This is a genomic window from Algibacter luteus (assembly GCF_900141715.1).
In the GTDB taxonomy this organism is placed as follows: domain Bacteria; phylum Bacteroidota; class Bacteroidia; order Flavobacteriales; family Flavobacteriaceae; genus Arenitalea; species Arenitalea lutea.
In genome coordinates, this window is record NZ_FQYK01000001.1 from 552,940 (window position 1) to 579,857 (window position 26,918).

Sequence of the window (26,918 nt, forward strand, 5' to 3'; positions counted from 1 at the left end):
ACTCAAATTACTAGTGACTAAAATTAAAAGAATAGGTTACCTTTGCAACTTTTAAAACAAGAAAATACGAAGTAGCCTTAAATGACACATATTAAAGTCATCATTCCAGCGTATAACGAAGCTGATTCAATATCTCATGTTATCAATGACATTCCTAGCAATGTGAACGAGGTTATTGTTGTAAGTAACAATTCTACCGATGATACTGAATTTAATGCTAAAAAAGCAGGAGCTACAGTTTTAACCGAAACAAATAAAGGCTATGGCTATGCTTGTTTAAAAGGGATGCAGTATATAAGTGAGCAAAACAAAAAGCCAGATATTATTGTATTTCTTGATGGCGATTATAGTGATTACCCGGAAGAATTAAACAAAATTGTAGCACCAATAATTAACGACAATATTGATTTTGTTATTGGTGCCCGAGATAAAAAACTTAGAGAAAAAGGTTCTATGACCGTACCTCAAATTTTTGGGAATTGGCTTGCCACAACTTTAATGAAGTTGTTTTTTAAAGCTAAATTCACAGATTTAGGGCCTTTTAGAGCCATAAAATACGAAAAGTTATTAGGATTGAATATGGAAGACAAAACCTATGGCTGGACTGTAGAAATGCAGCTCAAAGCCCTTAAGCAAAATCTCACATATACTGAAATTCCAGTGAATTACAGAAACAGAATTGGTGTTTCAAAAGTGTCTGGTACGTTAAAAGGTGCTATATTTGCAGGCATTAAAATCTTAAGTTGGATTTTTAAATACAGTTTTAAATAATGATTTTACAAACAGTAGTTATAGTTATATATACTATTTCGCTCTTACTCATTTTTTTGTATGCTTTAGCGCAGCTAAATCTGTTATTTAACTACCTATCGTCAAAAAAGGAAGAAGATGACAGCCCAAAATTCGACTTCTATAATCCAGACGAAATACCTTTTGTAACCATACAACTTCCTGTTTACAACGAGATGTATGTTATGAATCGTTTACTTAAAAATATCGCAAAAATAGACTACCCAAAAGATAAATTAGAGATTCAAGTTTTAGATGATTCAACCGATGAAACTGTTGAAACCACAAAAGCTCAGATAGAAAAACTTCGATCCAAAGGGTTAGATATTAAACACATTACTAGATTAGATCGCAAAGGGTTCAAAGCAGGAGCTTTAAAAGAGGGTTTAAAAATTGCTAAAGGCGAGTTTATTGCCATCTTCGATTCAGACTTTCTTCCTAAAAAAGACTGGCTAAAACTTACTGTTCCTTATTTTAAAGACGATTCCGTTGGGGTGGTACAAACCCGTTGGGGACATATAAACCGAAACTATTCTATACTCACAAAAATTCAGGCCTTTGCTTTAGATGCGCATTTCACATTAGAGCAAGTTGGTAGAAACAGCAAAGGACACTTTATAAATTTTAACGGTACAGCAGGCGTTTGGAGAAAAACATGTATTATCGACGCTGGAAATTGGGAAGGTGACACCCTAACAGAAGATTTAGATTTAAGCTACCGTGCACAACTTAAAAACTGGAAATTCAAGTATTTAGAAGATGTAGAAACTCCTGCCGAACTTCCCGTAGTCATAAGTGCTGCACGCTCACAACAATTTAGATGGAACAAAGGCGGCGCAGAAAACTTCCGTAAAATGCTTAGTCGCGTCGTAAAAAGTAAAAATATTTCTGCCAAAACAAAAATTCACGGTTTACTGCATTTACTTAACAGCACCATGTTTTTAAACGTGCTTATTGTAGGGGTATTAAGTATCCCAATGCTGTACATTAAAAACGAATATGCCCATTTACGCCCATACTTTTATGTTATGAGTTTTTTCGTAATGAGCACGGTAATCTTTTTTGTTTGCTACTGGTTTATGTACAAAAATATTTATGGTAGCGGATTCAAAAATTTTATACGCTACATTGGCATGTTTTTCGTGTTTTTTTCAATAGCCATGGGCTTCTCACTGCATAATTCTATAGCAGTTTTAGAAGGTCATTGGGGTAAAAAATCAGAATTTGTACGCACACCAAAATTCAATCTGTCAAAATATAAAGACAATTGGAAAAACAACAAATACATGAAACGCAACATCTCTGTTCATGTAATTTTCGAAGGGTTACTAATGCTCTATTTTGCATTTGGCATGTATAGCGCTTTTATAGTAGGCAACCAAGGTGGCGATTTTGGACTTTTCCCATTTCACCTCATGTTATTTATTGGCTTCGGTTATGTCTTTTTTAAATCCTTAGCTTCTAAGGTTTAAATTATTTGGGCGCCTGCCTGCCGGCAGGCAGGTTACCACAAGGGTCGCGCTTTCACTACTCGCTTCCTCCTGCGTCGGCGAGCTCAAACATGTCGTTCAATCGCTAAAGCAAAACGTATGAGTTCGCGAAATCATAAAGTATCCTACTTAGCAACTTATTAAAAATAAAGTAAATCGTGATTTTATTCTGTCTATCAAAAGGAGTAAGTTTCTATTCATCATCACAAACAAATAATCATATATTTACGGCATGCTTTTAAACCCATCGTTTTTAAAACTAAATAAAACGCCATTACTCATGGTGTTGTTATGCCTAGTTTTTTATTGGGTTTTCGCTTACAATTTAGTTAGAACGGATTATATAAAACTCCTATCGCTTTACATCGCTCTATTTGTTTTGTTCTATAAACTCGTACAGCGTTTCAAAAATAACAGCTCATTTTTAACTTATTTAGCTTTTGGGTTTCGCGCTATTTTTATTTTAGCCATCCCTAATCTATCTCAAGATTTTTATCGATTTATTTGGGACGGCCGTATGATTTTAGAAGGTTTCAATCCGTATTTACATACCGTAGAATCGTTTATAAGTCAAGGCCAATTTCCAGTAGCTCAAGCGCAAGAATTACGAGCAGGTATGGGGTTTTTAAATGCATCACATTACACTAATTATCCACCTATTAATCAATTGTGTTTTGTTATTGCTGGTTTATTTGCAGGTAAAAGTATCTTAGGATCGGTGATTGTTATGCGAATCATAATTATAGCTGCAGATTTCGGAACACTCTATTTTGGAAAACGACTACTGCAACAACTTAAAACCCCAGTTTACCACATTTTTTGGTATATTTTAAATCCGTTTATTATTATTGAACTAACAGGTAATCTTCATTTTGAAGGTGTTATGATTTTCTTTCTTATTTGGAGCATGTACTTGCTATATTCCAGAAAGTGGGCATGGGCTGCAGTGGTTTTAGCCTTCTCAATTTCGGTAAAATTGATTCCATTAATATTCTTGCCCTTGTTTTTTCAATGGTTTACAAAACAGGATGCTTCAATTTCATATTTTAATCGCATTTCAAAATTATTAGGATTCTACAGCATTGTTGGAATTACTACTCTATTACTATTTGCTCCTTTTCATTCCTCTCAGTTTATAGAAAATTACACCCAAACTGTTGCACTTTGGTTCCAAAATTTTGAGTTCAATGCGAGTTTATATTATATCGCCAAAGCCATTGGTTACTCTTTCCGGGGTTATAACGAAATCGCAATTATAGGAAAAGCAACAGCGCTAATTGTGCTGTTATTTGTATTAGCAGTTACTTTTATTCGAAAAAATGAATCGTTTATTGCACTCATTACAGCCATGTTATTGGTGCTTTCTTTTTACTACTTTACTGCAACAACAATTCACCCTTGGTATTTGGCAACACTTTTAATTTTGTCTGTTTTTACAAAATACAAATTCCCATTAGTTTGGAGTTTTGTAATTATACTTAGTTATTTAGCTTATGTGAATCTAAATTCAGCTGATAAGTCTGAAAACTTATTCGTCATTGCTTTAGAATATACCGTTGTTTACGGTGTGTTTATTTGGGAAGCGTTCATAAAAAAGGCCCCCAGAAATCTGGAAGCCTAATATTGATCTAAAACTGTAATCTATCTTTAAAATTAAAGTTTTTCTAGTTTAGTGATGGTGTTAATTTCATCTTCATCATCCATGTTATCTTCGTCTTTTGAAAGTTTTAAATCTCTATTAAAAGTGATTTTGAACTTAGCGCCTACTAAAGAATTATCGTTTAAATTAAAGGCACTCAATACATCTTCTTCAACTTGTTGAAAAGTTAACATATGCTCTTCACCATCTTTACCTGTAGCTATAAAATTATAACCATAATCTTCTTTACCGTCAAAAGTAGCATAAACAACCAAACCTTCTTGAGCAACCACCGTTTCAGAAGTATTAGAAACCATTGCAGAATTAAAACTAGATAGTGAGAATAAAGCCAATATTAATCCACTAATTAACATTATTTTTTTTGCGTTCATTTTTAAAAAAATAAAATTTTATAAATATTATTATTCAGTAATTACTAAACACCAAGCCCGAATTGCTTTGAGATGACTTCAACCTGAAACCACCTGGTAATCATTGCATTAAATATACGTTTTATTCCTTTTGTTCAGATTAAATTATGTAAAAATTTTTGCTATAAATAAATCAATAACTTCAATAACAATCAGGATAATAATAATCCATTCTAGTCGACTACTTTCTTTATGATCCATAATATCTTTAAAGAGTTCTAAGTTTTCTTTAATAATTTCAATGCGATCATGTATTAATCGGTACCTATCTTTTAAATCGAAAGAACGTTTTAAATCTTGGTTTAATCTATTAAGTTGTTCATTTTCCCAAGTAATTTCAGGAGAATCGAAAATATATAAGTTCTCTGAAATTTTATTTTTAATGTTCAACACCCTACCAATAAAACGTTTTAATTTATTTCCAGTGATATCTAGCTTGCCTTTTTCTTCAAGGTAAGCAGTGTGTGTATTGGTTTCATTAAGCAACTCTTCAGTAATCTCAGAATACCTATCTAAAGCAACAGATTGGGATGTGTTTAACATAACCAAACGAATCATTTCTTCGTTTAGACTAGGCAAAACAATTTTATCAAACTCTAGTTTAATGGTGTTTGGTTTAACAATAACCTCAATAGATTCGGATAATTTATCAAAAAAGTAATGTGTGCAAAAAGGCTTAATTTCTTGCAAAATTTGGTCAATGGCGTTTTTTTCAACATTAAAAAAACTTACCATTCCGTACTGAAAAAGATATACAAAAGCATCATCTGATACTTTGTAATACAACTCATCACTATCTTGAAAGCGTAATCGCCATGTTAAATGCGTTTTACTTTCTTTTATATTGATGGCACTTGCTACTTGATAAGCAACAGTTACGTACATTATGAATTAAAAATGTCTTTTGGAGTTTTAAAACTTTTAAATTCCAACATATAATCGTTAGGATCTTTGACAAAAAAGGATTGGTGTTCACCAGTTTTATCCTTTAAGAATACCGATTCAGTTACTAAATCTAAATTCTGCTCTTTTAGTTTTTTATAAACTGAATTCCAAGTTTCTGAATCTAAAATGACTCCAAAATGGAATGACGGCAGTATTTTACCTTCAAACACGTAATTAGGATTACTAAAATTAAATTTCCCTGATTTAATGAAAGTCATTTGATGTCCATACAAATTTACATCAACCCAATTTTGGGTTTTTCTCCCCAGAGAAGCACCAATATTGGTGTAAAAACTGCTAGTCTCTCTTACACTCTGGCAAGGTAAAGACATGTGGAAAGCTGTTTGCATATTGCATAAATTAAAGAGGTTTTAAACTTTCTACTCTATAGATAGGATTCTCGTCGTCACCATCTTCAATGAAGGTGATTCTAAACTCCGTTTCTCTTAAGCTTTTGTCATTTTTTAAATCAAATTGTTTTAATACGCGAGGATGTACTTCCTCAAAAGAGAGTTCCTCTCCATTTTCAAACCAAAACTTGTAAAGACCGTTTTTGTAAGACTTAAAAACAGCTGTTCTCATAGTACTTTATTTTTATTTTATTCTTCATTATCATCATCCATCAACTCAGGGTCTGGGTCTTGTACAGCTTCAGGATCGTTGTTATCAAAATCGTCGTAATCATCTTCATCATAATTCTCCATTGTTACAGATAGTTTCGAACTTACTTTTACCAAGTATTTGGTATCTTCAGTAGTTACTTCTACAGCTTCAATAATTTCATTATGTTGGTTTCTAAACGAAATAATATGGTCATCGTCATATCCATCTGGGTATTTTTCAACTAACAACGCCAAAATTTCAGGGGTTAATTTTTTGAAATCGACAATGACTCTTTTTAAATTATCGCTTTTGTTTTTCATTTTTTCGGTAATATTTATTACTGACAAGTTAAATATACTATTTTATGATTATTTTTTTCGAATAACATCGTAAAAATCTTTTCTTCTATCTTTTAAATTTTTTACTGCGCCAAATGTGTGCAATTCTCTTAGCAAACTAATATCAACATCTGCCACTAAAATCATTTCGGTATTTGGAGTGGCTTCGGCCTTTATACCATTACTAGGAAATGAAAAATCGCATGGTGTAAATACGGCAGATTGGGCATATTGTATATCCATATTGTTTACATTAGGCAAATTACCAACGCTGCCCGCTATAGCCACATAACATTCGTTTTCAATAGCTCTTGCCTGAGCACATAATCTCACTCTTGAATATCCGTTTTGAGTATCTGTTAAAAACGGCACAAATAGAATGTCCATTCCTTCATCCGCTAATAATCTTGATAATTCTGGAAATTCTGAATCGTAACAAATTAGAATCCCTATTTTACCACAATCGGTTTCATAGGTTTGCAAATTATTCCCTTTTTGCATCCCCCAAACTTTGGCTTCATCTGGTGTTACATGTATTTTTTCATAACGCTCAAAACTCCCATCCCGTCTACATAAATATCCAACATTATATAATTTATCATTAACCACCTCTGGCATACTACCAGATATAATATTAATATTATACGAAATGGCTAATTGTTTTAATTTGTTAATTATGGTCTCCGTAAATTCGGCTAATTTTCGAATGGCTTCAGGCTCATGCAAATGGTTAAACTCCGCCATAAGTGGCGCGTTAAAAAACTCCGGAAACACTGCAAAATCTGATCTGTATGCTGCTAAACTATCTATAAAATACTCAGATTGTTGCATTAAATCATCCAAACTATTATAGCTACGCATTTGCCATTGGATTAAACCCAAACGTACTATAGTTTTTACTGTGGCTGCTTTTTTGGTGGGTTTGGTATAATAAATATTATCCCATTCCATTAAAACTGCATATTCGTTTGATGCTGTATCGCCTTCTAAATAACCTTTTAATATTCTTACTGGATGGAAATCGTTTGAAATTTGGAAGTTTAAAACAGGATCATGAATTTCTTTACGCTTTACCTTCTCAATATAATCTTTAGGCGAATACTCTTTATGCTTATGATAATTTGGCATTCTGCCACCAAAAATGATACTTTTTAAGTTTAGGTTTTCGCAAATTTCTTTACGATAATCGTACAACCGTCTTCCTAAACGCAAGCCTCTAAACTCTGGTTTGATAAAAACATCGATGCCATATAAGACATCGCCATCTGGGTCGTGATTTTTGAATGATTCACCTGCAATAATATCAGCATAAGTGTGGTTATCATCAATCTTATCATAATCAACAATCAGCGATAATGCACAACCAGCAATTTCACCGTCTATTTTAATAACTACCTGTCCTTCAGGAAAAATAGAAGTGAGTTGCTCAATATGTCCTTTCTTCCAGTAAGAATCAAGCACACCTGCGTACGATTCTAGAGTTGCTTCTTTTAATTCTTGATAATCATCAAGAGTTAAATATTTAAGCTCGATATTGTCTATATTTTGTGTATCCATGGTTACTGACCTAAAAGGTAAGCAAAAATTAAAGGCGCAACAATGGTTGCATCACTTTCTATAATGAATTTTGGTGTATTAATATCTAACTTACCCCATGTGATTTTCTCATTTGGAACAGCTCCAGAATAAGATCCATAACTTGTGGTAGAATCTGATATTTGACAAAAATAACTCCAAAATGGTGTATCTGTACGTTCCATATCTTGATATAACATAGGCACAACACAAATTGGGAAATCGCCCGCAATACCGCCACCAATTTGGAAGAAACCAATACCGTTTTTTGAATTATCTGTATACCAATCTGCTAAAAAGGTCATATATTCTATTCCAGATTTAATGGTACTTGCTTTTAACTCGCCTTTTAATACATAGCTTGCGAAAATATTCCCCATCGTACTATCTTCCCAACCCGGGCAAACAATAGGTAAATTCTTTTCTGCTGCTGCATACATCCATGAATCTTTTACATCAATTTCGTAGTATTGCTCTAAAACACCAGACATTAACATTTTGTACATATACTCATGAGGCAAGTAGCGTTCTCCTTTGTCATCAGCATCTTTCCAGATTTCATAAATATGCTGTTGTAACCTACGGAATGCTTCCTCTTCTGGAATACACGTATCGGTAACACGGTTAAGTCCTTTTTCCAACAAATCCCACTCTTCTTGAGGTGTTAAATCGCGATAATTAGGCACACGTTTGTAATGTGAATGTGCTACTAAATTCATGATATCTTCTTCAAGATTAGCTCCAGTACAAGAAATGATTTGTACTTTATCTTGACGAATCATTTCTGCAAAACTTTTGCCTAACTCTGCAGTACTCATAGCTCCTGCCAAAGACACTAGCATTTTAGCACCATTGTTTAACTGAGCCTCATATCCTTTTGCAGCATCAACTAATGCTGCAGCATTAAAATGTAGATAATGCTTTTCTATAAATTGAGAAATTGGTCCTTTAGTAGTTGTCATTTTCAGAAATTTTTACAGTGTTTTTAGTACTTTCGATTTTTTTATTATTGATTTTTGTAGTGCTTTGTTTATAACCTAATATGTTTAGCAAATCTTCGCTCTTTTGTTGTTCGCTAAATAATTTGGTAGTTAAATTACCTTCATCATCTCTATCAATTAGAATATGCTTAGGCGACGGAATTAAACAGTGTTGAAGCCCGCCATAGCCGCCAATAGTTTCTTGATACGCGCCTGTATTGAAAAATCCTATATATAATGGCTTATCCTTATTGTATTTTGGCATATAAATGGCATTCATATGCTGTTCGCTGTTATAATAATCGTCGCTATCGCAGGTTAAACCGCCTAATAAAATGCGTTCGTAACTATCTTGCCACCTATTTAATGGTAATAAAATAAAACGCTTATTTATTGCCCATGTGTCTGGTAAAGTTGTTATGAATGATGAATTAATCATATTCCACTTCTCTCGGTCATTCTGTTGCTTTTGGTATAACACCTCGTAAATAGCGCCGCCACTTTCACCAACGGTAAAGCTTCCAAATTCTGTAAAAATATTTGGCACATCTACATCTTCTTCCTCGCAAGTTAATTTTATTTGATTAATGATTTCATCAATCATGTACTCGTAATCAAATTCAAAAGCTAACGAGTTTTTTATAGGAAAACCACCGCCAATATTTAAGCTATCTAAGGTTGGGCAGATTTTTTTAAGACTCGTATAGACCTTTAAACATTTAAGCAATTCATTCCAGTAATAAGCATTATCACGAATTCCTGTATTAATAAAAAAGTGTAACATTTTAAGGTTAACTTTCTTATTATTAGCAATCTGGTTTTTATAAAAAGGTAATATATTTTTATACCCAATTCCTAAACGCGAGGTATAGAATTCAAATTTTGGCTCTTCCTCTGATGCTATTCTAATTCCCACATTAAATTTGCCTTTTATTTCTTGCGAAAGCAAATCTATTTCTTCGTAATTATCAATAATAGGAATAGCATTTTTATGCCCATCATTAATCAATCTAGCAATATTTGTAATGTATTGTGCACGCTTAAAACCGTTACTGATAACATAAGTATTATCATTTATTTTTCCTTCTGCTTTTAAATTTTCAACAATATCAATATCAAACGCCGATGAGGTTTCAATATGTATATCGTTTTTTAAAGCCTCATCTAATACGTGCTTAAAATGACTACTTTTAGTGCAATAGCAATAGTTGTACTTTCCTTTATAGTCATGCTTTTCAATGGCATTTGCAAACCAGCTTTTTGCCCTATTAATATTGTTCGAGATTTGCGGTAAATAGGTAAACTTTAATGGTGCACCGTATTGTCTGGTAAGCGCCATTAAATCAATATTATGAAATTGCAATTCGCCTTTGGCTACTTGAAATTCTTCCTGTGGAAAATCGAAGGTTTGATTTATTAAATCAATATATTTTGTATTCAAATTGTATATTTAAAAAGTTAAAGATATAGATAGGTGTATTAACTACTCGTTAAAATAATAAAAAAATAACAATATCAAATCTGAAACTCTCGGCAAGTTGTAGGCACAAAGGCGTATTTATGCTGTATAGCATATATGGGTGAAAAGGAAGTTAGCTTTAAAATTCGGTCACTTAATCTGTAAGCTGCTTTTGAATATGACTTCCTAATTTTCAAAAGCCCGAACATAGAAACAGGTATCAATGTGTTCAGCTAATAGTGCAGCAAAAATAATTGTTTTTTTGATATACAATGTTTTTTTACCTTTTTTTTTGCATTTTTTTTATTCGTTTTTTTATATTGATTATCAGGTAGTTATAACGAATTTTTGTGTGCTATTTTGGTTGTGTTTAATTAAAGATATTTTCTGAACCGATAGAAAAAGAAAATCAGTATAACTACATGGGTATTTATTAATACCCTCTTGTAAGTCACACTGATTTTGATGTAAATTTTAAAGCTGAATTAAACTGTTAACTATAACATTTTTAAAGTATTCAACTCTTGCTCTGTTAAATGTTTCCAGTGCCCTCGAGGAATATCTTTTTTGGTTAAGTGCCCAATGGCTACGCAGTCTAAACTTATAATATCATATTTAAAATATTCAAAAATAGTTCGGATAATAGTATTACCTGTATTTTTAATTTTTAGTCCTATCTCTTTTTTTGAAGCACCATCAATATAACTTATTTCTTCAACTTCAATAAGTTTACCTTCTACTTTAAATCCGTTTTGAATCTTTTTTAAATCTTCTAGTTTTAAATTTTTATCGAGTTCAATATGAAATAAACGCGGCACACCATGTTTAGAGTTCGTGAATTTCTTAACTACAGCATCGTCGTTTGTAAATAACAACAACCCTTTTGAGTTTCGTCCTAAACGACCAATAGGCTTTATTTTAGAAGATGTAGCGTTGGCAACTAAATCCATTACTGTTCTTCCTTTACCTTCGCTAGTAGTTGTAGCAAATCCTTTAGGTTTATTAAGCAATACATAAGCTTTTTTTTCTGGGTTTATTCTGGCACCATCATAACGCACCTCATCTCCTGGTTTTACTTTATAGCCCATTTCTGTTATAATTTTTCCGTTTACAGAAACTAAACCTGTGGCAATATGCACATCTGCTTCACGACGTGAACACATACCTGAGTTGGCTACATATTTATTTAGCCTTATTTCATCTGGATTACTTGGCTTTTTAGGTGATGATGGTCCTTTTTTTATGGGTGCATTTCCGCGAGCATAACTTGTAAAACGTTTGTTACCTCCTCCTCGTCCTGATGGCTTTCCTTTTCCTTTACTCCCTTGATGTCTGTTCATTACTTATAATTTTTTGCAAAGATATACTTAAAAATTATGAATCTTTATTTAAAGCTTATCGATTTGTTGCTATAGCGTTAGCGATTGTAGTGGAAAGCCCACAGTGAGGCACGAACGAGGACTTGCAACGCAAAGCGCGACCCTTGTGGTAACCTGCCGGCCGGCAGGCAGGCGGCCAAAATTTAAATGCGGTTTAGTATAACACTTACATCGATTAAAAGAATGCTGAACACGCCTGCAAGAATGATAAATTTTAGGATGTTGTGAAGTATTAAATACTGTATTTTGGTTTTAGACCTCCAAAGTAAAAACAAAAATATAATGAGCAGAAATATACTTAAGTAGAAGAAAAAATACATGTAACCTACCTGAAATTTAAAAAGTAACAAGTAAGCTGGCACTAGTGTTAATAGCGCTAAAATGGTTAGCATGACTTTGGATGTTTTTTCTCCATACGCCACTGGAATGGTTATATAGTTTTGTGCAATATCGCCTTTTATATTTTCGAGGTCTTTGGTGAGTTCGCGCATTGAAATCATTAAAAACAAGAAAATAGCATGGACAAAAATGACGGTTTCGAAATTTTTGTAATACATAAAAATAGCGAAGAACGGTGTAATAGTAAGAATAGCAGAAGTGAGATTACCTATAAAAGGCATTCGCTTGAGTTTATGCGAGTACAACCAAATGCCAAAAATGTATAAGGAAAAGAATATTACTGCTTTGAAAGACACATAACTGGCCATAACTGCGGCTATAAAATTGAGCACGAAATAAAATGATAATTTGGTGTTTTGACTCACCAACCTATCTAATCTTGATTTTACGGGGCGGTTTATTAAATCTTTCTCTGAATCATAAAAACTATTTATAATGTAACCTCCAGCAATAGTTGCCGCCGATGCTAAAACTAAGACTAGTAAATTAATATCGAAAACGACTTCTTTTAAAGGTTTATCGTGCGCCAGAATGTAAATAGATGTGAGGTATTGAGCGATAACTACAACTAAAATGTTATAACCGCGAACTACAGAAAACATACTAAAAAATTTAAGTAGAATATGTTTCTGTTTACGAGATAGCATAAGTCTTTTTTTAGACTCTTCGACTGCGCTTAGAGTAACAATTTGGAAAGTTTTAGAAGTTATAAACGACTTCTAATTTATAATCTGATAGTGCTTGTTTAGCCTTCTGAATATCTTCTGTAAAGCCTAAGATATATCCGCCACCACCTGATCCACATAGCTTTAAATAGTAATCGTTTGTATCAATTCCTTTTTTCCAAAGCTCATGAAATTGCTGAGGAATCATTGGCTTGAAATGATTAAGTACAACTTTTGAAAGTTGTTTTGTATTTCTGAACAACGATTTTATATCACCATTAAGAAAATCGTCAACACAGGCATCAGTATGTTTTATGAATTGATTTTTAAGCATGCTTCTGAAACCTTCTTGCTTCATGTTTTCCATAAACAAGCTAACCATTGGTGCAGTTTCTCCGATAATACCACTATCAATTAAAAAGACAGCGCCTTTACCTTCACTTTGTTGCGCAGGAATACCTGTAGCTTCAATATTATCTTGTGAATTGATAAGAATTGGAATACTTAAATAACTATTTAAAGGGTCTAAACCTGAAGATTTTCCATGGAAAAAAGATTCCATTGCAGAAAAAATAGATTTTAGTTTTAACAGTTTTTCTCTGGTTAAATTTTCTAGAACGGTAATTTTATCGAATGCATATTTATCATAAATAGCTGCAACTAAAGCACCACTGCTTCCTACACCGTAGCCTTGAGGAATTGAAGAATCGAAATACATTCCAGAGTTAACATCCTCAATTAATCTATCGATATCAAAACGAACTATACTATCGTCTATACTTTGAATGTGGTTAGCGAATTGCTTTAGACTTTGATTAGATTTTAAAGCAGCTTCAGATGGATTTTCATCCTTTTTTAAAGCGCCATTATAGAAACTATAAGGGATGGATAAACCTTTAGAATCTTTGATAATTCCGTACTCACCAAAGAGTAGAATTTTCGAGTAAAAAAGAGGTCCTTTCATAAATAGCTATTTTAGCTGGAGCAATCTGTTTAACAAATATAGTGTTTTTTTAAACAAAAAATAAATAATTCTTATAATTTACTAGCTCCCAAACCAATAACGTCGCAAATATACTGTCCATTTTGACAATATGCAACTAATTCATTCTGAATGAATTCTAATACCGAAGTAGCTTCAGACTCAGGATATAGCACATGTACATTTGCACCGGCATCTAGTGTAAAGCAAACTTTAGAGCCTGTTCGTTTTCTATAACTCCATATTTTATTAATAATTTCTAGAGTATTTGGTTTCATTAAAATAAAATATGGCATACTCGTCATCATCATCGCATGCAGAGTTAAGGCTTCACTTTCAACGAGTGCAATAAAGGCATCTAAATCACCATCTTTTAAAATAGTCACCATGTTCGTTAGATTGGTATTAGCTTGTTTAAATCGCTGTTGCGCAAAAGGATGCCCATGCATTAAATTATGCCCAACAGTACTGCTAACTTGTTTTTCTCCTTTATCTACTAATAAAATAGTGTCTTGATAATTTTTGAAATGACCGTGAACTTCATTTGGGTATTTAACACCAAATAAATCTGAACTTCCTGAAATCGCTTCATGTTTTCCCCATACCACCAAATCGCCTTCTAAACTTCTACACGCACTTCCTGAACCTAACCTCGCTAAGAACGATGCCTTTTGAATGAAATGTTCATTACTTAGAGCACTTTCTTCTGCGCTCATGGCCTCATCAGACTCAATTATTAACTTTTCAATACTCATTAAACACAATGCCAAAGCGCTCATTCCTGATGCCGAAGAAGCAATACCAGAACTATGAGGAAATGTGTTTGATGTTTCAATTTTGAAATGATAAGCTTTCAGAAAGGGTAAATATACTTCAACACGTTTAAAAAATGTTTCAATTTTAGGTTTGAAATCGTCTTTTTTTTCATCATCTAAAAACACTTCAAAAGAGTAACTATCATGATTCTCTTTCTTCGAAAAACCCACTGTAGTAATCGTTTTACAATTGTTAAGCGTAAAACTTATAGATGGATTTTCTGGTATTTGATGTTCCTTTTTGCCCCAATATTTAACTAAAGCAATATTACTAGGAGACGACCAAGTAAAACTTCCGTTTTCAACTGAATTTGAATATTTTTTTGGGATGAAGCTTTCTTCTATCATAAACTAATTATCAGCTGACAAAGATAATAACTTTGCCATAGTTTTATAATTTCTTGCAGTAGCAGTAACTTTTAATTTCCGTTCGAAAAAATTATTGCTAAATTTTGATTTCCCGTAGCCGATAGCAGAATAAAAATAAATACACGTATCCTTGATATGAAATGTTTCATTGGAATATGATAAATTTGAGACTTCTTCGACTAATATCTTATCCGGCACTTCATACAACATCATAAAATAACTATTTGTTTTCTGATCTTCCGGGAATGGGCATGCATCAAAAATCGCTTTTAATTCTTTCGGTTTTAATACCAGAACTGGCACTTCAAAACCAAAATGAGCTTTTATAGCATTATGAATTTGCAATGCTAATTTTGCTTTATTTGATTCTGATGACTGAAAAATTACGTTGCCACTTTGAATGTAAGTTTGAACATTTGAAAGACCCATTTTAGCAAGTAACTCACGAAGCTCCACCATTGGGATTTTCTTTTGTCCGCTAACATTAATACCACGAAGTAGTGCTATAAACTTAGTCATTTTTCTTTCTACGATTTTCGAGTTCTTGACGTCTCATTGGCATAGTATCAATTAAATCTAAAAACACACTAACATTCTCTATTTTATTGGATTTATATTTTTGAAATCCATCCAACCCAATTAAAACACAACTATAATCACGTATTGAATTTTTAATTTGAAACTTTTTCGGTTTTTGTTTCCAATTATAAAACACACAGGTATTTGCTACACATTTATAAAGGACAATTTTCCTGTCTAAAAGTTTTTGCTGTTCAACTTTAAAAAGCTCATATTGTGAATCTGCTAACTCTCGAAAACTTTCTGCAGCATTAATAACAATAACACGGTCCTTCCATTGATGAGGTTCTAAGTTTTGAGACCACATAACGTTTGAAAGTAACAAAATAGCTATCACATATTTCATATTTATTCTGAATTTAGAATAGACTTTGCTGCAATGTAAGCCCCAGTCCATGCATTTTGAAAGTTAAAACCACCGGTAACCGCATCAATATTTAAAACTTCACCAGCAAAATAAAGATGTTTTACAATTCTGCTTTCAAAGGTTTTAAAATTGATTTCTTTAAGATTTACACCACCTGCAGTTACAAACTCTTCTTTAAATGTACTTTTTCCATCTACTTGAAATACCGCTTGTGTTAACTGGCTCGCTAACGATTCTAATTGTAATTTATTTAAATCTGCCCAACGTGTTTCCATAGTCATATTTGAGGCTAACACCAATTTATGCCACAATCGTTTCGGAATATCGAACTGTGTCGATTTGAATACTGTTTTTTTAGCTAAATCTTGTTTCAGTGCTTTTAATGTATCTAAACAATCTTCAAAAGTCATTTTTATAAAATTGATTTCAATTTCAAATTTATAGTTTCTTTCAGCCAATTCTAACGCACCAAAAGCTGATAGTTTTAGAATTGATGGCGCACTTAATCCCCAATGCGTAATTAATAATGGTCCTTCACTCCATAAATTTGTTCCTAATACTTTTACTTCTACATTTTTAGCCACTACACCCGGAATATCATTGATGCGTTCATCTTTTATATTGAATGTAAATAATGAAGGTACAGGTTGAGCAATGGAGTGCCCTAAACGCTCTAAAAGGTTCCAGATTTTTGGATTACTCCCTGTAGCTACTAAAATTTTTTCTGCTAAAAATTCACCTTGGGAAGTTTCAATTTTAAAAGCGTCTTTTGTACTTTCAATGTTTTTTACAGCATGATTATATAACACTTCTACTCCATATTTATCGGCTTCGTTTAAAAAACAATCTATTATAGTTTGTGATGAATTAGAAACTGGAAACATTCTACCATCTTCTTCAATCTTTAATTCAACACCTCTGTTAGCGAACCACTCAATAGTATCTCCCGTCATAAATTGATGAAAAGGTCCCAATAATTCTTTTTCACCACGAGGATAATTCTTTATTAAATCTTGAGGAATAAATTCGGCATGTGTAACATTACAGCGTCCGCCACCAGAAACCTTAACCTTGGCTAATCCTTCTTTTCCGCGTTCTAATAATGTAACTTTTAAATTTGGTTTTTGTTCTGATATGTTTATTGCTGCAAAAAAGCCTGCTGCACCTCCGCCAATTATCACAACATCCTTTTGAATCATAATCTGTCGGGGTAATCAGAAATAATACCATCAACTCCATAAGATTTAATTCGTGCGATGGGATTTAAGTTATTTACGGTATATGCATAAACCTTGAAGTTTTGTTTTAAATCTTCAACAATCTCTGCAGTTAACATCGTATAATCTATATGTATTGATTTCGCATTTATGGTTTTAGCAAAAGTAACTGCTCTATTTACATTAATATCTGTTAGTACTCCTAATGGAATTTTATCATTAATCTTAAATACGGTTTCTAACAAATCTTCGTGAAAACTTGAGATGACAATGTTTTGATAATCCCATCCTTTTTTATCTACAAAAAACGCCACTATTCTGGCTGCTTCTTTTGCCGTATCGAGTCCTTTGAGTTCAATATTTAAGAGGCATTTGTTATTTATTAAAGTTAAAGCTTGAGATAAAGTTGGAATTTCAAAATTCCCTCTTGTTTTAAATTTTTTAAGCTCTTTATAAGTTAATTTAGACACTTCTCCACTACCATTAGTCATTCTATCGACTGTAAAATCATGAAAAACGACTAACTCGCCCGAAGCACATCTGTGTACATCTATTTCAATACCATCAACACCTAACTTCAAAGCCTTTTCAATAGAAGCCAATGTGTTTTCTGCTGCGTGCCCTTTAGCACCTCTATGTCCTATTTTTAACATGTCTTTTATTTTTTTATGGGACGTATTAAACCCTCTTGAGCAACGGTTGCAACCAACTCACCGTTTCGTGTAAAAATATTGCCTCGAGCAAAACCTCTTCCCCCCGAAGCACTGGGTGACTCCGTGGCATACAATAACCAATCGGAAAAATCAAAATCTCTAAAATACCACATGGAGTGATCCAAACTTGCGGTTTGTGTATTACCCCAATGTGCTTTACTTGCGTGTGGGTTTAGAGTAGATGTCAATATATTATAATCTGAAATATACGTTAAAATTTGTTGTTTTGTATTTAAATCTAAACCATTTATATCACCTTTAAGTTTAAACCAAACATGGTGTTTTGGTGGCAAATTTTTCGGGTCTAAAGGGTTTGCAAAAGCCGTAGGTTTAAATTCAATAGGACGCTTAATTTCTAAAAACGACTTTAAACCTCTTGGTAAAGCTTCTCCAAACTCTTCCCGCATCTCGGTCCAACTTAACAATTCTTCAGGTTGTTTTATATCAGAATTCATTGTTACTTGATGATTATAACCATCCTCCTTTTTATGAAATGAAGCCGATAAAATAAAAATTGTTGAATCCTTTTGATGCGCTGTTACTCGTCTTACTGAAAAGCTCCCTCCATCTCTAACCAAACTCACATTGTAAGTTATTGGCAACTCTAAATTGCCTGCTTCTAAAAAATAAGCATGCATTGAATGTAATACTCTTTTGTTCGTAATGGTCCTACTCGCCGCATTTATTGCTTGAGCTAAAACCTGACCGCCAAACACAATTGGGCTTCCAATGGCTTTACTTTCACCATTGAATTCGGTGTCACTTATTTTATCTAAAACCAGTAGATTTAACAAATCATCAACTGTTGTCATATTTTACTTTTCAATTTCAGGATAAAACTATTAAATATATTAGGGTTTTCATGCATCTTTTATAAATAGTTTATGATTTTAGCCTATAATTTAAAACTTCTAAATTGTAATTTTGAAATAAATTAAAGAAAGCTATGTATTATTTTCGAAATTTATTCATTATAACTGTTCTGTTCACCGCTTGCCACACTGGTAAACTTGATGTTATTGCCGATTTACCAAATAGCTTAGAAGAAGCTTCGGCTGTGGAAAAGGTTTCTGGGTCAAATTTGCTCTGGACGATAGAAGATGCTGGAAATAAAAACAATATTTACGGATTCAACACTAAAGGAAAACTTATAAAAGATATTGACATTAGTAATTCAAGTAATATTGATTGGGAAGATTTAACTTCTGATAATGAAGGTAATTTGTATATAGGTGATTTTGGTAATAACAGTAAAAATCGTGATGATTTTACCATTTATAAAGTTTCTGATCTTAAAAATGACAAAACAACTGCCGAACGTATTAATTTCATCTTACCAAAAAAGGTTAATTCGGAAGACTTTGAAGCATTTTTTCTCTACAATAATTTCTTCTACATTTTTAGTAAAGAAAACAAATCTAGCATATTACTAAAAGTGCCCAATAAGATTGGAAAACATACCGCTATTTTAGTTGAAAACTTTAATTTAGATGGAAAACATCATAAAATAACCTCGGCGGATATTAGCGATAATGGTGAAATTATTGTGCTTTTAAATCATGATAAACTCTGGAAAATATCAAATTTTAAAGGCGATAATTTCTTTGATGGTAACATAGACGAACAAAAATTTGACCACGATTCTCAAAAAGAAGGCATTTGCTTTAAAAACAATACTACCGTTTATATTACCGACGAAAAAGACAAAAGCGAAGGTGGTAACTTGTATACTTTCAAATTGAATTAAAAGTTAAGTCCGAAACCGAACGAAAATCTTAATCCTTCTTTACTATTGAAAAAGTTAAAGGTTCCTGATAAACTTTCGGCTGCTGTAATCCAGAAACCGCCCCCGTAATCGTTATGCCAAAGTTTTGATGTATCGTTAGCAACCCATACTCTTCCCACATCGCCACCGGCAAAAATTCCTATTTGCAAAGGCAACGTATTTGTTTTGAATGACGGAAAGCTATAGCGCAAATCAGCACTACTAACAAAGGCATTTTTTCCTGTAAATCGCTCGGTTCTATAACCTCTCAAACCGTTTTTACCACCAATATTTGCAGCCTGATAAAATAGTAACTCATCGCCTATACGAATTTGTGTTCTTACATCTGTTTTTAAAACTAGCTTTTTATTTTTTGTCAAAGCGTTGTAAAAACCAAGATTGGAGTTTATATATCCGTAGGTGTTTTTAGTTTCTTCAAATTCTGTTTTCCCTCCTATTTGTAACATAAATGTCATGCCACGTTTTGGGTTAATTTTATCATCAAAGCTTTTATAATTAAACTGCGCTTCTAAACCACCAAAATAGCGACGTTTGAAATATTCAGTCTCAGAAGCAGGAACATGATTATCGGTAATAAATCTATCTGGAGTATTTTCAATTTCAATACCTTCAAGAATGGTTCTAAACCCATAATCGCTACCAAAATTTCCTTTTTTAATTATGCCTGCTCGAACTGCATAAATACTTGTTTTTACACGATTGTAATCCAGATCTAAACCGTCATCGTTATTAACGGTTTCATTTCCGTATCCGAAAAAGTTATTTGTAAAATTCTCAGTAGTAAATTGCCCACCTAAATGCAAATTCCAATCGTTCATTATGTTAGCTATTTCACCATCATATTGTAATGAAAATCCGGAAGTTGCAAAATAGTAACCACCTTTAAATCTGTGTTGAACCGAGAATGGGTTTCTTTGAAAGCCCTTTGTTGTTTTAGAGAATGACACTCCCAATAAAAAACCATCGTCTGGATTAAATCCTATTGCTGGTGTAATCACACTCGACTTTGTTATATTCTTATTAAAATCAAACAAATTAAGCTTATAAACATCGGTTAATCGAATCTGCGCACCTTTGTTTTCTTTAATTGTATTTGTCTTACTTTCATGATCATACACCTTAATTTTAGTTCCATTTTTTATAATATAAGTATCGTTTTCCTGCCCACCAATGAGCCTTATAAAAATAGGATTACTTGCTTTTCCTGTAACTTCAAAAATATCTTTATCATCTAAACCATAAATCCACATTTCCTTTGTAATGTCCTTATTGAAGGTTTTATCGACAATAACTTCACCTTTTTCACCATCAATAATTCTTGATATTTTAATATTGGTTTCTTTGTCACCTGTTCGTGTAATTTCAATATAATCATCTTTATCGGTTCCCGTTAAAACAACCAATTCATTTAAATAATTATAATAGCGCAAAGCAATATCTTGCAAGTTACCTCTCCGTCCTTTTAGTTTTTCTTTAATATCAATGAGGGTTTTATCTTGAACTTCTTTTGGTACTTTAGAGAATGCTTTTTCTATGACTTCATCGGTTACATTTTCTTCAAGAAATTTGGCGTGTTTTAGCCAAGTTTCTTTATCTGCTTGTTGCACCAATACGCGGTCTAGTTTTATACCTGCTGCATTCATCCATTCTATATCTTCCAACTTTTCGTCATAAACTTGAAGCTGTTTTGTAGAGCCTGAAATAATTTTCATAACATCGAGTAACGCACCGTCAAAATTTGAAAATACTTGGTCTCTATCTCTAGGAATGGGTCTATAATATTTATCGCCATTCTCCATGTTAAATTGCGCCCATCGCCACTGGTCTTGGTGTCTGTCCCAATCGCCAATAAGCATATCAAAAAGTCTTGCTCTTACAAAAGCATTTTCGTCAATTTTATGTTTTTCATCTTCTCTAATTTTCTCTATAATGTCGTGTGTACTTTCAATATCATCGGCATACCCAAAGTTTCTATCATCGGTATAATTTTCTTCAGGTCGTTCTTCAATTAAATATAATTCACCTCCATACTCTTCATTATATTCCCCTAAGTGTTTATGTTTCGGAATAAAATATAATTTAGGATTGGTATGATAAATTTTTGCAGCATCTGATAAATCTGGAACCACAGCAAACGCATATGGGTGTGCAGCCGTATAAAAATCTAGAATCAATTCTTCTATGGCTGTTTTTTCAAATTCATTTTGTACATAAGTATCTTTAAATAATACTGTTTGTAAATATTGTGTCGCACTTTTTTTTAGAGCTCGCATATTTAATTCTCTACCATCTTTAGTCTTTAAACGTAACGATCTGGTTTGGTGACCTCCGCCTTTTCTAACTACTTCCAAGCCTCCGTAAAGTGTATCTAGCGTCGCTACTTTTGCCTTTATTTTTGTCCCATAAATATCGCGATAATGGCTACCCCAAACCGATTCAAAAAATCCAGAGACATCGGTTTCGTCCTTTGAATAGATGGATACTTCCACCTCCTGTGGAAATGATTCAGGTAAATGTGATAAATCGTATGTTTTTCTCGGTGGAAATACTTCTTTAGTAAACGCTAATTTTGGGTGTTCATTTTCGGCAACATAGTACCGTACCCAATTACTTCCATCTTTGAAAATAGTGAGTTCAGCAAACCCTTGTTTTCCAGTAGAAAATAATCCGCTAGTACCAAGTTCCGCAAAAGATTCTTTAGCTCCAGAACCCGATACAATTTGTTTTAATCCTCTTTGTTCAATATACTGAAGCGTATGTTCATGACCAGATACGAAAACAACATTTTCGGCATTTAAAGTCATCGTTTCTAAACGACTCATTAACTCATGGTAACGCTCGTTATAACGATCTTGAATAGAAACGCCTCCTTGCGTTCTTAACTGAGTAATAAAAGATGCTATACCAGGAAGCGGAATTTTTTGTTGAAAAGGATATAGATGTTTTTTTAGTGCATATTTACCTCCATGAGAACCATTTGTAAACATAGGATGATGCATTGCAAAAACAGTTGTTTTATTCTGGGCTTTTTTCAATTCACCTTCAATTTCCAGAAAAAACCGTTCTCTAGTTTTTATTTCGCATTCGTCATTTATTGTGGGATGCAAATTCCAGTTTTCTAAATACCACTGAGTGTCAATAATAATTAATTGGATGGTTTCACTAACATCAATACTTTCTAACGGACAACCATTTTCAGGCTGAAAGGTATTTTTACCAACTAAATCTTCAATATATTTTTCTTCGCGTTTTAGTCCTTTTAGTCCGTTCGCGTACCAATCATGATTTCCAGGAATAAATACGGTTTTACCTTTAAACCCAGCTATCGCTTTTGCTTGCGCATTCAATGCATTTTCTGCACTGGCTCTTTTTTTAGAATTTTTAGATGGCAAACCATCAGGATAAATATTATCACCAAGAAAAATAGTATAATCGCCTTTGGTTTTTTTACCTTCAAGGTGCTTATTAAAAGCTGTTAAGGCATGAGACATGCCATCTTGGGGAGATAAACCTGCGTCTCCAACCAAATAAAACCGCTTATCAATTTCTTTATCGGGAAACTGAACTTCGTTGTGTTTTTCATCGGCATATTGTGGCGCATAAGTTGCACATGCTGTAAATAGAAAAGTAATTGTAGAAATTAGCGCAATTCTTATAAACTTCATAGATCTTTTTTTGTGTTCAATTCTTAAACAAACACTTTTTTAAAACTATTGGATAAATTAATGATTAAAATATAAGTAAGCAAATTAATATTAGTTCCATGATAAATCACTACGCTCCTGCCAGTAATTGTCTGGCGATACAACCATTGATTCTAAGATACTCAATTCAGGGTTAGTTAAATGAAACGACTTTGCTTTTAAGTTTTCTTGTAATTGATTGAGATTTGATGCACCACTCAGTAAGAAAGTTGGTTGAAGATTATCCATTACAAATCGTAACGCAATGGCATCGGCACCTACTCCATATTTTTCAGAAAGTTGATCTAAAATTCTGTAAGTTTCAGAATAATGCTGAAATTTTTCATTTTGAAAAATGCGGCCATTGGCTAAAGCTTCCTTAATAATAACCGATCTACCAGTATTCAAAATAGTCTTTAAAATTGAAAAAGTAGATTGCTCAAAAATATTATAGGTAACTTGAAAACTATCGAATAAAGGCCTATTTTCAGTCTGAATTTTTAGAGCTGCTTCAATAATATCTTTTTGATTTGCACCACTTGTTGTAATTCCAATTTTTAAACCTGTTTGTTTTTTAATGAGATGTAATTGATTTAAAACTTCTTCATTTTCTAATATACCGCTATCAAAAGTTGCAGAATGCACTTGGTAATATTTTAAATTTGGCAATAGCTTTTTTGAAACCTCCCATTGCTCTAGCAGTTTGTTTAAAGAATGTTCTTTTATTTCGTGTTTACCTTCATACCCTAGTTCCCAATTCGCCACATAAGTATAACCCCATTTTGTTCCTAAAATAACATCTTGATACTTTCTTGTATCTATCCACTCTTGTAAAAACGCCTCTCCTTTTCCGTATGAAGGTGCCGTATCAAAATAACGAACGTCTAATTGGTAAGCTTCATCTAATACCGAAAAGGTGTTTTGCTTGAAAACTATTTCGGATTTATCAATAGATTCGTCCTCCCTAATATTAATGTATTCTGGTCTACCTAATGCGGCCAACCCTAATCCCAATTTTGTTATATTCTTTCCCATAAATCTATTGCTTTTGATGATTGGATTAAATGAATTTTGCTATTATTCTGAATAATTAACCAATCGCGACTCTTGTATATGTTTTAATTTGTTTTGATCTGCAAAATCGGAAAACTTATTAAGTAATAATTCTAACTTCGGATTGATAAACCTTTCGCAAAACGGTTTTTTAGGATTGTTATAGTAATAATTTTGAATTTGTTTTCGAGAAGCTTTAAACTCATTAAATGGTAAAACTTGAGTAATTAATTGATGTTGAAATTGAAACTGAAATAATTCCAATTCAGATTGTACTTTTTTATTTTGCACTTCTGAAAAGGTATAAATAGCAGACCTGTATTTGCTTCTCATGGAGTGATTTGAGGTGCTTTTATGTGTATGCAAATGAATTTCAATAAGGGTTTTAAGCGCTATTTTAGAATCTTCAAAATGCACAATAACAGCTTCTGAAAAGCTGCTATTTTTTTTAGTTGAAGCTACAAATCCTTGTTCGACCTTTAAAACCCCTTTGAGTGATTGAAACACTGCTTCTGTACACCAATGACAACCACCACCAAACGCTATTTTTTGAGCATATTTCATCTTAAGAACTACAAGATAGCATGGAACAACCAACTTTATGACGCGCCCATTCAGGACGTTTAGCAAACCATTTTTCATATTCTGGTTGCTCATCATAGGGTTTTTTTAGTATTTGAAATAGTTCATCTATTAAGCCATATTCAGCTTTATCAGCTGAATCAATAGCCAATTGTGCCATATAATTTCGTAACACATATTTTGGATTAACATCATTCATTTCTTTTTGTCTTTCATAATTTGAAAGTGATTCTAGCTGCAATCTTTCGGCATACCGATTAAACCAATCGTCCCAACGCGTTTCAATGTTTCCAACAATTTCATCGGGTTTGTAAAAAGCATCCCTAATTATTTTTATGCCCTCTGAAGGATTTTCCTTTTTAAAACGACTTAAATTTCTAAAGAAAATGGTCATATCCGTTTCCGTTAAGTGCAAAATATCTTCAAGGTCTTGAATCATTTTTTGATCATTCTCATGCTCATTTTGCAATCCTAGTTTAGAACGCATCATGCTAAGGGAACCCGATTCAAAATCGGTTTTATATTGATTAAGAATGGCCTCTAAGGGTTCAGCTTCATCAATCAATGGATAAAGTGCATTTGCTAATTGCAATAAGTTCCATAAACCAATATTGGGTTGATTGCCATAACGGTAGCGCTTGTGCTGCCTATCAGTAGTATTTGGTGTCCAACCATAATCGTAGCCTTCTAACCAACCATAAGGTCCGTAATCTATAGTTAAACCTAAGATTGACATATTATCTGTGTTCATAACCCCATGAACAAAACCAACCCGTTGCCAATGAATTATCATTTTTAAAGTACGTTCTGAGACTTCCTTGAAAAACTGAATATAAGTGCCTTTTGAAGGTTTACCTAAATGCGAAAAATGCTGTTTTATGGTATAATCAACTAATGTCCTAAGCGTTGCTTCATCCTGTCTCGACGCAAATATTTCATAACTTCCAAAACGCAAAAAAGATTCAGCTGCCCTACATACAATGGCACCTTTTTCGTAGGCTGGATTGCCATCGTACATGATATCTCTCATAACATTATCCCCTGAAAGCGCTAAAGACAAAGCTCTGGTAGTTGGCACTCCCAAATGAAACATAGCTTCGCTACACAAATACTCTCTAATCGATGAACGTAATACCGCTAAACCATCAGCGGTCCTTGAATATGGCGTTTCGCCAGCACCTTTTAATTGTAACTGCCAGTTCTTAGAGTCATGTTCAACTTCACATAAATTTATGGCGCGACCATCACCTAATTGTCCTGCCCAATTTCCGAATTGATGTCCGCCATAGCACATGGCATAAGGTTTCGTGTTTTGTAAAACTTTATTGCCTGTAAAAATGTTTAAGAAGTCTGTACTTTTAGCATCTTTTTCTGATATCCCCAAATTTTTCAACATTTCTGGAGACACGTGCATCAATTGCGGTTTGGAAGTCTGTTTTGGATTTACATATGAAAAACAGGCATTTGCAACCTGTCTTCTTGAGTTTTCCAGAACAGGATCTGCAGGTAAAATTTTATTGAATTTATCTTTTATGTTTAATTTCATTGTAGTGTTTTAAACAGTTTTAAGCACTTCGATAGCTGCATCTGGATTCAAATGAAAATCACTAAAAACCACATTATCGTGCTTATCTATAAACAAAAACCAAGGGGTTCCGCCTGTTTGATAGTTTTTCATGACATTAGAAATGGATTTACCATCATCTCCAGCGTCATGTCCGAAAGGTACTTTTAAATCATATTGTTTTTGAGTTTCTATAATTTTATCGAAAGTATTTTCTTCATGCCCTTCAAAAACCGTTTGAATCGCTAAAAAAGCGACATTTTCATTGCCTTTTAGAGTCTTCACCATTTTTTGTAAATCTGGAAATCCCTTTTTATGACAACCAGGGCACCAACTTTGAAAACAATATACCACCTTAAATTTTCCTCTGAAATCCGAAAGCTTTATAGCTGGCGTTGTAAATCCATGAGCATCAATCCATTCTTTAACTCCAAATTCTGGTGCTTTAAACACTTGTTTATCCTCTACTTGATTAGACATATTATTGTCCCTTTCTTTTAATTGTTTTTTGAAACA

General features: G+C 33.1%; 26 protein-coding genes. 4 read left to right on the plus strand and 22 right to left on the minus strand.

The features are described 5' to 3' along the window. Positions 1–81: 81 nt before the first annotated feature. The 3 genes from BUA46_RS02265 (at position 82) to BUA46_RS02275 (ending at position 3,900) form a co-directional block, all read left to right on the plus strand. Positions 82–771, plus strand: coding sequence for a glycosyltransferase family 2 protein (locus BUA46_RS02265; protein ID WP_019386189.1), 690 nt, complete (start codon positions 82–84; stop codon positions 769–771). Continuing rightward, complete coding sequence (locus BUA46_RS02270; RefSeq protein ID WP_019386188.1) at positions 771–2,261, plus strand: cellulose synthase family protein; 1,491 nt, start codon at positions 771–773, stop codon at positions 2,259–2,261. The genes BUA46_RS02265 and BUA46_RS02270 overlap by 1 nt, the downstream gene beginning before the upstream one ends. Before the next feature lie 250 nt (positions 2,262–2,511). Then, complete coding sequence (locus BUA46_RS02275) at positions 2,512–3,900, plus strand: MptA/MptB family glycosyltransferase (protein ID WP_019386187.1); 1,389 nt, start codon at positions 2,512–2,514, stop codon at positions 3,898–3,900. A gap of 32 nt (positions 3,901–3,932) precedes the next feature. Here BUA46_RS02275 and BUA46_RS02280 read toward each other — a convergent pair whose 3' ends face one another. The 17 genes from BUA46_RS02280 to BUA46_RS02360 form a co-directional block, all read right to left on the minus strand. Continuing rightward, on the minus strand, positions 3,933–4,310 hold the full coding sequence (locus tag BUA46_RS02280; protein ID WP_019386186.1) for a hypothetical protein: 378 nt from the start codon (positions 4,308–4,310) through the stop codon (positions 3,933–3,935). 144 nt (positions 4,311–4,454) lie between these two features. Further along, a complete protein-coding gene (locus BUA46_RS02285) occupies positions 4,455–5,234 on the minus strand; it encodes an RMD1 family protein (protein ID WP_019386185.1) in 780 nt (259 codons plus the stop codon). Beyond that, positions 5,234–5,644 (minus strand): VOC family protein, encoded by a 411-nt coding sequence (locus BUA46_RS02290; RefSeq protein ID WP_019386184.1) that lies wholly within the window; start codon positions 5,642–5,644, stop codon positions 5,234–5,236. The genes BUA46_RS02285 and BUA46_RS02290 overlap by 1 nt, the downstream gene beginning before the upstream one ends. A 10-nt stretch (positions 5,645–5,654) precedes the next feature. Continuing rightward, complete coding sequence (locus BUA46_RS02295; protein ID WP_019386183.1) at positions 5,655–5,876, minus strand: hypothetical protein; 222 nt, start codon at positions 5,874–5,876, stop codon at positions 5,655–5,657. A 17-nt stretch (positions 5,877–5,893) separates the two neighbouring features. Continuing rightward, positions 5,894–6,217 carry a hypothetical protein gene (locus BUA46_RS02300; protein ID WP_019386182.1) on the minus strand — a complete coding sequence of 108 codons (324 nt, stop codon included), beginning with the start codon at positions 6,215–6,217 and terminating at the stop codon, positions 5,894–5,896. A gap of 48 nt (positions 6,218–6,265) precedes the next feature. After that, positions 6,266–7,792 carry a GNAT family N-acetyltransferase gene (locus BUA46_RS02305; RefSeq protein WP_019386181.1) on the minus strand — a complete coding sequence of 509 codons (1,527 nt, stop codon included), beginning with the start codon at positions 7,790–7,792 and terminating at the stop codon, positions 6,266–6,268. A 2-nt stretch (positions 7,793–7,794) separates the two neighbouring features. Then, positions 7,795–8,772: a deoxyhypusine synthase family protein gene (locus BUA46_RS02310; RefSeq protein WP_019386180.1), complete on the minus strand. Its 978-nt coding sequence runs from the start codon at positions 8,770–8,772 to the stop codon at positions 7,795–7,797. After that, positions 8,759–10,231: an arginine decarboxylase gene (locus BUA46_RS02315; protein WP_019386179.1), complete on the minus strand. Its 1,473-nt coding sequence runs from the start codon at positions 10,229–10,231 to the stop codon at positions 8,759–8,761. Before BUA46_RS02315 ends, BUA46_RS02310 begins: the two co-directional genes overlap by 14 nt. 515 nt (positions 10,232–10,746) lie before the next feature. Beyond that, positions 10,747–11,589, minus strand: a complete 843-nt coding sequence (locus BUA46_RS02320; protein WP_019386178.1) for a pseudouridine synthase — start codon at positions 11,587–11,589, stop codon at positions 10,747–10,749. Between the two features lie 182 nt (positions 11,590–11,771). Further along, entirely contained in the window at positions 11,772–12,674 is a 903-nt protein-coding gene (locus BUA46_RS02325) for a geranylgeranylglycerol-phosphate geranylgeranyltransferase (protein WP_026009896.1), read from the minus strand. 52 nt (positions 12,675–12,726) lie between these two features. Beyond that, on the minus strand, positions 12,727–13,656 hold the full coding sequence (locus BUA46_RS02330) for a mevalonate kinase family protein (RefSeq protein ID WP_019386176.1): 930 nt from the start codon (positions 13,654–13,656) through the stop codon (positions 12,727–12,729). 71 nt (positions 13,657–13,727) lie between these two features. Beyond that, positions 13,728–14,837: a diphosphomevalonate decarboxylase gene (locus BUA46_RS02335; RefSeq protein ID WP_019386175.1), complete on the minus strand. Its 1,110-nt coding sequence runs from the start codon at positions 14,835–14,837 to the stop codon at positions 13,728–13,730. A gap of 3 nt (positions 14,838–14,840) precedes the next feature. Continuing rightward, positions 14,841–15,377 (minus strand): DUF1697 domain-containing protein, encoded by a 537-nt coding sequence (locus tag BUA46_RS02340; protein WP_019386174.1) that lies wholly within the window; start codon positions 15,375–15,377, stop codon positions 14,841–14,843. Further along, on the minus strand, positions 15,370–15,783 hold the full coding sequence (locus BUA46_RS02345; protein WP_019386173.1) for a DUF4174 domain-containing protein: 414 nt from the start codon (positions 15,781–15,783) through the stop codon (positions 15,370–15,372). Before BUA46_RS02345 ends, BUA46_RS02340 begins: the two co-directional genes overlap by 8 nt. Positions 15,784–15,785: 2 nt before the next feature. Further along, positions 15,786–17,003, minus strand: coding sequence for a BaiN/RdsA family NAD(P)/FAD-dependent oxidoreductase (locus BUA46_RS02350; protein ID WP_019386172.1), 1,218 nt, complete (start codon positions 17,001–17,003; stop codon positions 15,786–15,788). Beyond that, a complete protein-coding gene (locus tag BUA46_RS02355; RefSeq protein ID WP_019386171.1) occupies positions 17,000–17,674 on the minus strand; it encodes a glycerophosphodiester phosphodiesterase in 675 nt (224 codons plus the stop codon). The genes BUA46_RS02350 and BUA46_RS02355 overlap by 4 nt, the downstream gene beginning before the upstream one ends. Before the next feature lie 5 nt (positions 17,675–17,679). After that, positions 17,680–18,546, minus strand: coding sequence for an acyl-CoA thioesterase (locus BUA46_RS02360; RefSeq protein WP_019386170.1), 867 nt, complete (start codon positions 18,544–18,546; stop codon positions 17,680–17,682). Positions 18,547–18,680: 134 nt separating this feature from the next. On the opposite strand from BUA46_RS02360, the gene BUA46_RS02365 reads away from it, so the two are divergent. After that, a complete protein-coding gene (locus BUA46_RS02365) occupies positions 18,681–19,481 on the plus strand; it encodes a hypothetical protein (protein ID WP_019386169.1) in 801 nt (266 codons plus the stop codon). On the opposite strand, the gene BUA46_RS02370 is transcribed toward BUA46_RS02365, so the two are convergent. From BUA46_RS02370 to BUA46_RS02390, 5 genes are all read right to left on the minus strand, one after another. Continuing rightward, positions 19,478–23,185, minus strand: coding sequence for a metallophosphoesterase (locus tag BUA46_RS02370; protein WP_019386168.1), 3,708 nt, complete (start codon positions 23,183–23,185; stop codon positions 19,478–19,480). The two genes, BUA46_RS02365 and BUA46_RS02370, sit on opposite strands and share 4 nt — an antisense overlap. Positions 23,186–23,275: 90 nt before the next feature. Continuing rightward, entirely contained in the window at positions 23,276–24,238 is a 963-nt protein-coding gene (locus BUA46_RS02375) for an aldo/keto reductase (protein ID WP_019386167.1), read from the minus strand. A 42-nt stretch (positions 24,239–24,280) separates the two neighbouring features. Continuing rightward, complete coding sequence (locus BUA46_RS02380) at positions 24,281–24,820, minus strand: peptide-methionine (S)-S-oxide reductase (RefSeq protein WP_019386166.1); 540 nt, start codon at positions 24,818–24,820, stop codon at positions 24,281–24,283. A gap of 1 nt (position 24,821) precedes the next feature. Further along, on the minus strand, positions 24,822–26,384 hold the full coding sequence (locus BUA46_RS02385; protein WP_019386165.1) for a protein adenylyltransferase SelO: 1,563 nt from the start codon (positions 26,382–26,384) through the stop codon (positions 24,822–24,824). Between the two features lie 9 nt (positions 26,385–26,393). Next, positions 26,394–26,882, minus strand: a complete 489-nt coding sequence (locus BUA46_RS02390) for a peroxiredoxin family protein (protein WP_019386164.1) — start codon at positions 26,880–26,882, stop codon at positions 26,394–26,396. Between the last annotated feature and the right edge of the window lie 36 nt (positions 26,883–26,918).

What these genes read in the sequence shown, in the direction of transcription:
- BUA46_RS02275 (WP_019386187.1), top strand. Translation starts at nt 2,512, where the DNA reads ATGCTTTTAAACCCATCGTTTTTAAAACTAAATAAAACGCCATTACTC.
- BUA46_RS02300 (WP_019386182.1), bottom strand. Translation starts at nt 6,217, where the DNA reads ATGAAAAACAAAAGCGATAATTTAAAAAGAGTCATTGTCGATTTCAAA.
- BUA46_RS02265 (WP_019386189.1), top strand. Translation starts at nt 82, where the DNA reads ATGACACATATTAAAGTCATCATTCCAGCGTATAACGAAGCTGATTCA.
- BUA46_RS02375 (WP_019386167.1), bottom strand. Translation starts at nt 24,238, where the DNA reads ATGGGAAAGAATATAACAAAATTGGGATTAGGGTTGGCCGCATTAGGT.
- BUA46_RS02305 (WP_019386181.1), bottom strand. Translation starts at nt 7,792, where the DNA reads ATGGATACACAAAATATAGACAATATCGAGCTTAAATATTTAACTCTT.
- BUA46_RS02330 (WP_019386176.1), bottom strand. Translation starts at nt 13,656, where the DNA reads ATGAAAGGACCTCTTTTTTACTCGAAAATTCTACTCTTTGGTGAGTAC.
- BUA46_RS02285 (WP_019386185.1), bottom strand. Translation starts at nt 5,234, where the DNA reads ATGTACGTAACTGTTGCTTATCAAGTAGCAAGTGCCATCAATATAAAA.
- BUA46_RS02370 (WP_019386168.1), bottom strand. Translation starts at nt 23,185, where the DNA reads ATGAAGTTTATAAGAATTGCGCTAATTTCTACAATTACTTTTCTATTT.
- BUA46_RS02380 (WP_019386166.1), bottom strand. Translation starts at nt 24,820, where the DNA reads ATGAAATATGCTCAAAAAATAGCGTTTGGTGGTGGTTGTCATTGGTGT.
- BUA46_RS02345 (WP_019386173.1), bottom strand. Translation starts at nt 15,783, where the DNA reads ATGAAATATGTGATAGCTATTTTGTTACTTTCAAACGTTATGTGGTCT.
- BUA46_RS02355 (WP_019386171.1), bottom strand. Translation starts at nt 17,674, where the DNA reads ATGTTAAAAATAGGACATAGAGGTGCTAAAGGGCACGCAGCAGAAAAC.
- BUA46_RS02385 (WP_019386165.1), bottom strand. Translation starts at nt 26,384, where the DNA reads ATGAAATTAAACATAAAAGATAAATTCAATAAAATTTTACCTGCAGAT.
- BUA46_RS02295 (WP_019386183.1), bottom strand. Translation starts at nt 5,876, where the DNA reads ATGAGAACAGCTGTTTTTAAGTCTTACAAAAACGGTCTTTACAAGTTT.
- BUA46_RS02280 (WP_019386186.1), bottom strand. Translation starts at nt 4,310, where the DNA reads ATGAACGCAAAAAAAATAATGTTAATTAGTGGATTAATATTGGCTTTA.
- BUA46_RS02350 (WP_019386172.1), bottom strand. Translation starts at nt 17,003, where the DNA reads ATGATTCAAAAGGATGTTGTGATAATTGGCGGAGGTGCAGCAGGCTTT.
- BUA46_RS02270 (WP_019386188.1), top strand. Translation starts at nt 771, where the DNA reads ATGATTTTACAAACAGTAGTTATAGTTATATATACTATTTCGCTCTTA.
- BUA46_RS02320 (WP_019386178.1), bottom strand. Translation starts at nt 11,589, where the DNA reads ATGAACAGACATCAAGGGAGTAAAGGAAAAGGAAAGCCATCAGGACGA.
- BUA46_RS02365 (WP_019386169.1), top strand. Translation starts at nt 18,681, where the DNA reads ATGTATTATTTTCGAAATTTATTCATTATAACTGTTCTGTTCACCGCT.
- BUA46_RS02290 (WP_019386184.1), bottom strand. Translation starts at nt 5,644, where the DNA reads ATGCAAACAGCTTTCCACATGTCTTTACCTTGCCAGAGTGTAAGAGAG.
- BUA46_RS02360 (WP_019386170.1), bottom strand. Translation starts at nt 18,546, where the DNA reads ATGACAACAGTTGATGATTTGTTAAATCTACTGGTTTTAGATAAAATA.
- BUA46_RS02335 (WP_019386175.1), bottom strand. Translation starts at nt 14,837, where the DNA reads ATGATAGAAGAAAGCTTCATCCCAAAAAAATATTCAAATTCAGTTGAA.
- BUA46_RS02390 (WP_019386164.1), bottom strand. Translation starts at nt 26,882, where the DNA reads ATGTCTAATCAAGTAGAGGATAAACAAGTGTTTAAAGCACCAGAATTT.
- BUA46_RS02310 (WP_019386180.1), bottom strand. Translation starts at nt 8,772, where the DNA reads ATGACAACTACTAAAGGACCAATTTCTCAATTTATAGAAAAGCATTAT.
- BUA46_RS02325 (WP_026009896.1), bottom strand. Translation starts at nt 12,674, where the DNA reads ATGCTATCTCGTAAACAGAAACATATTCTACTTAAATTTTTTAGTATG.
- BUA46_RS02340 (WP_019386174.1), bottom strand. Translation starts at nt 15,377, where the DNA reads ATGACTAAGTTTATAGCACTACTTCGTGGTATTAATGTTAGCGGACAA.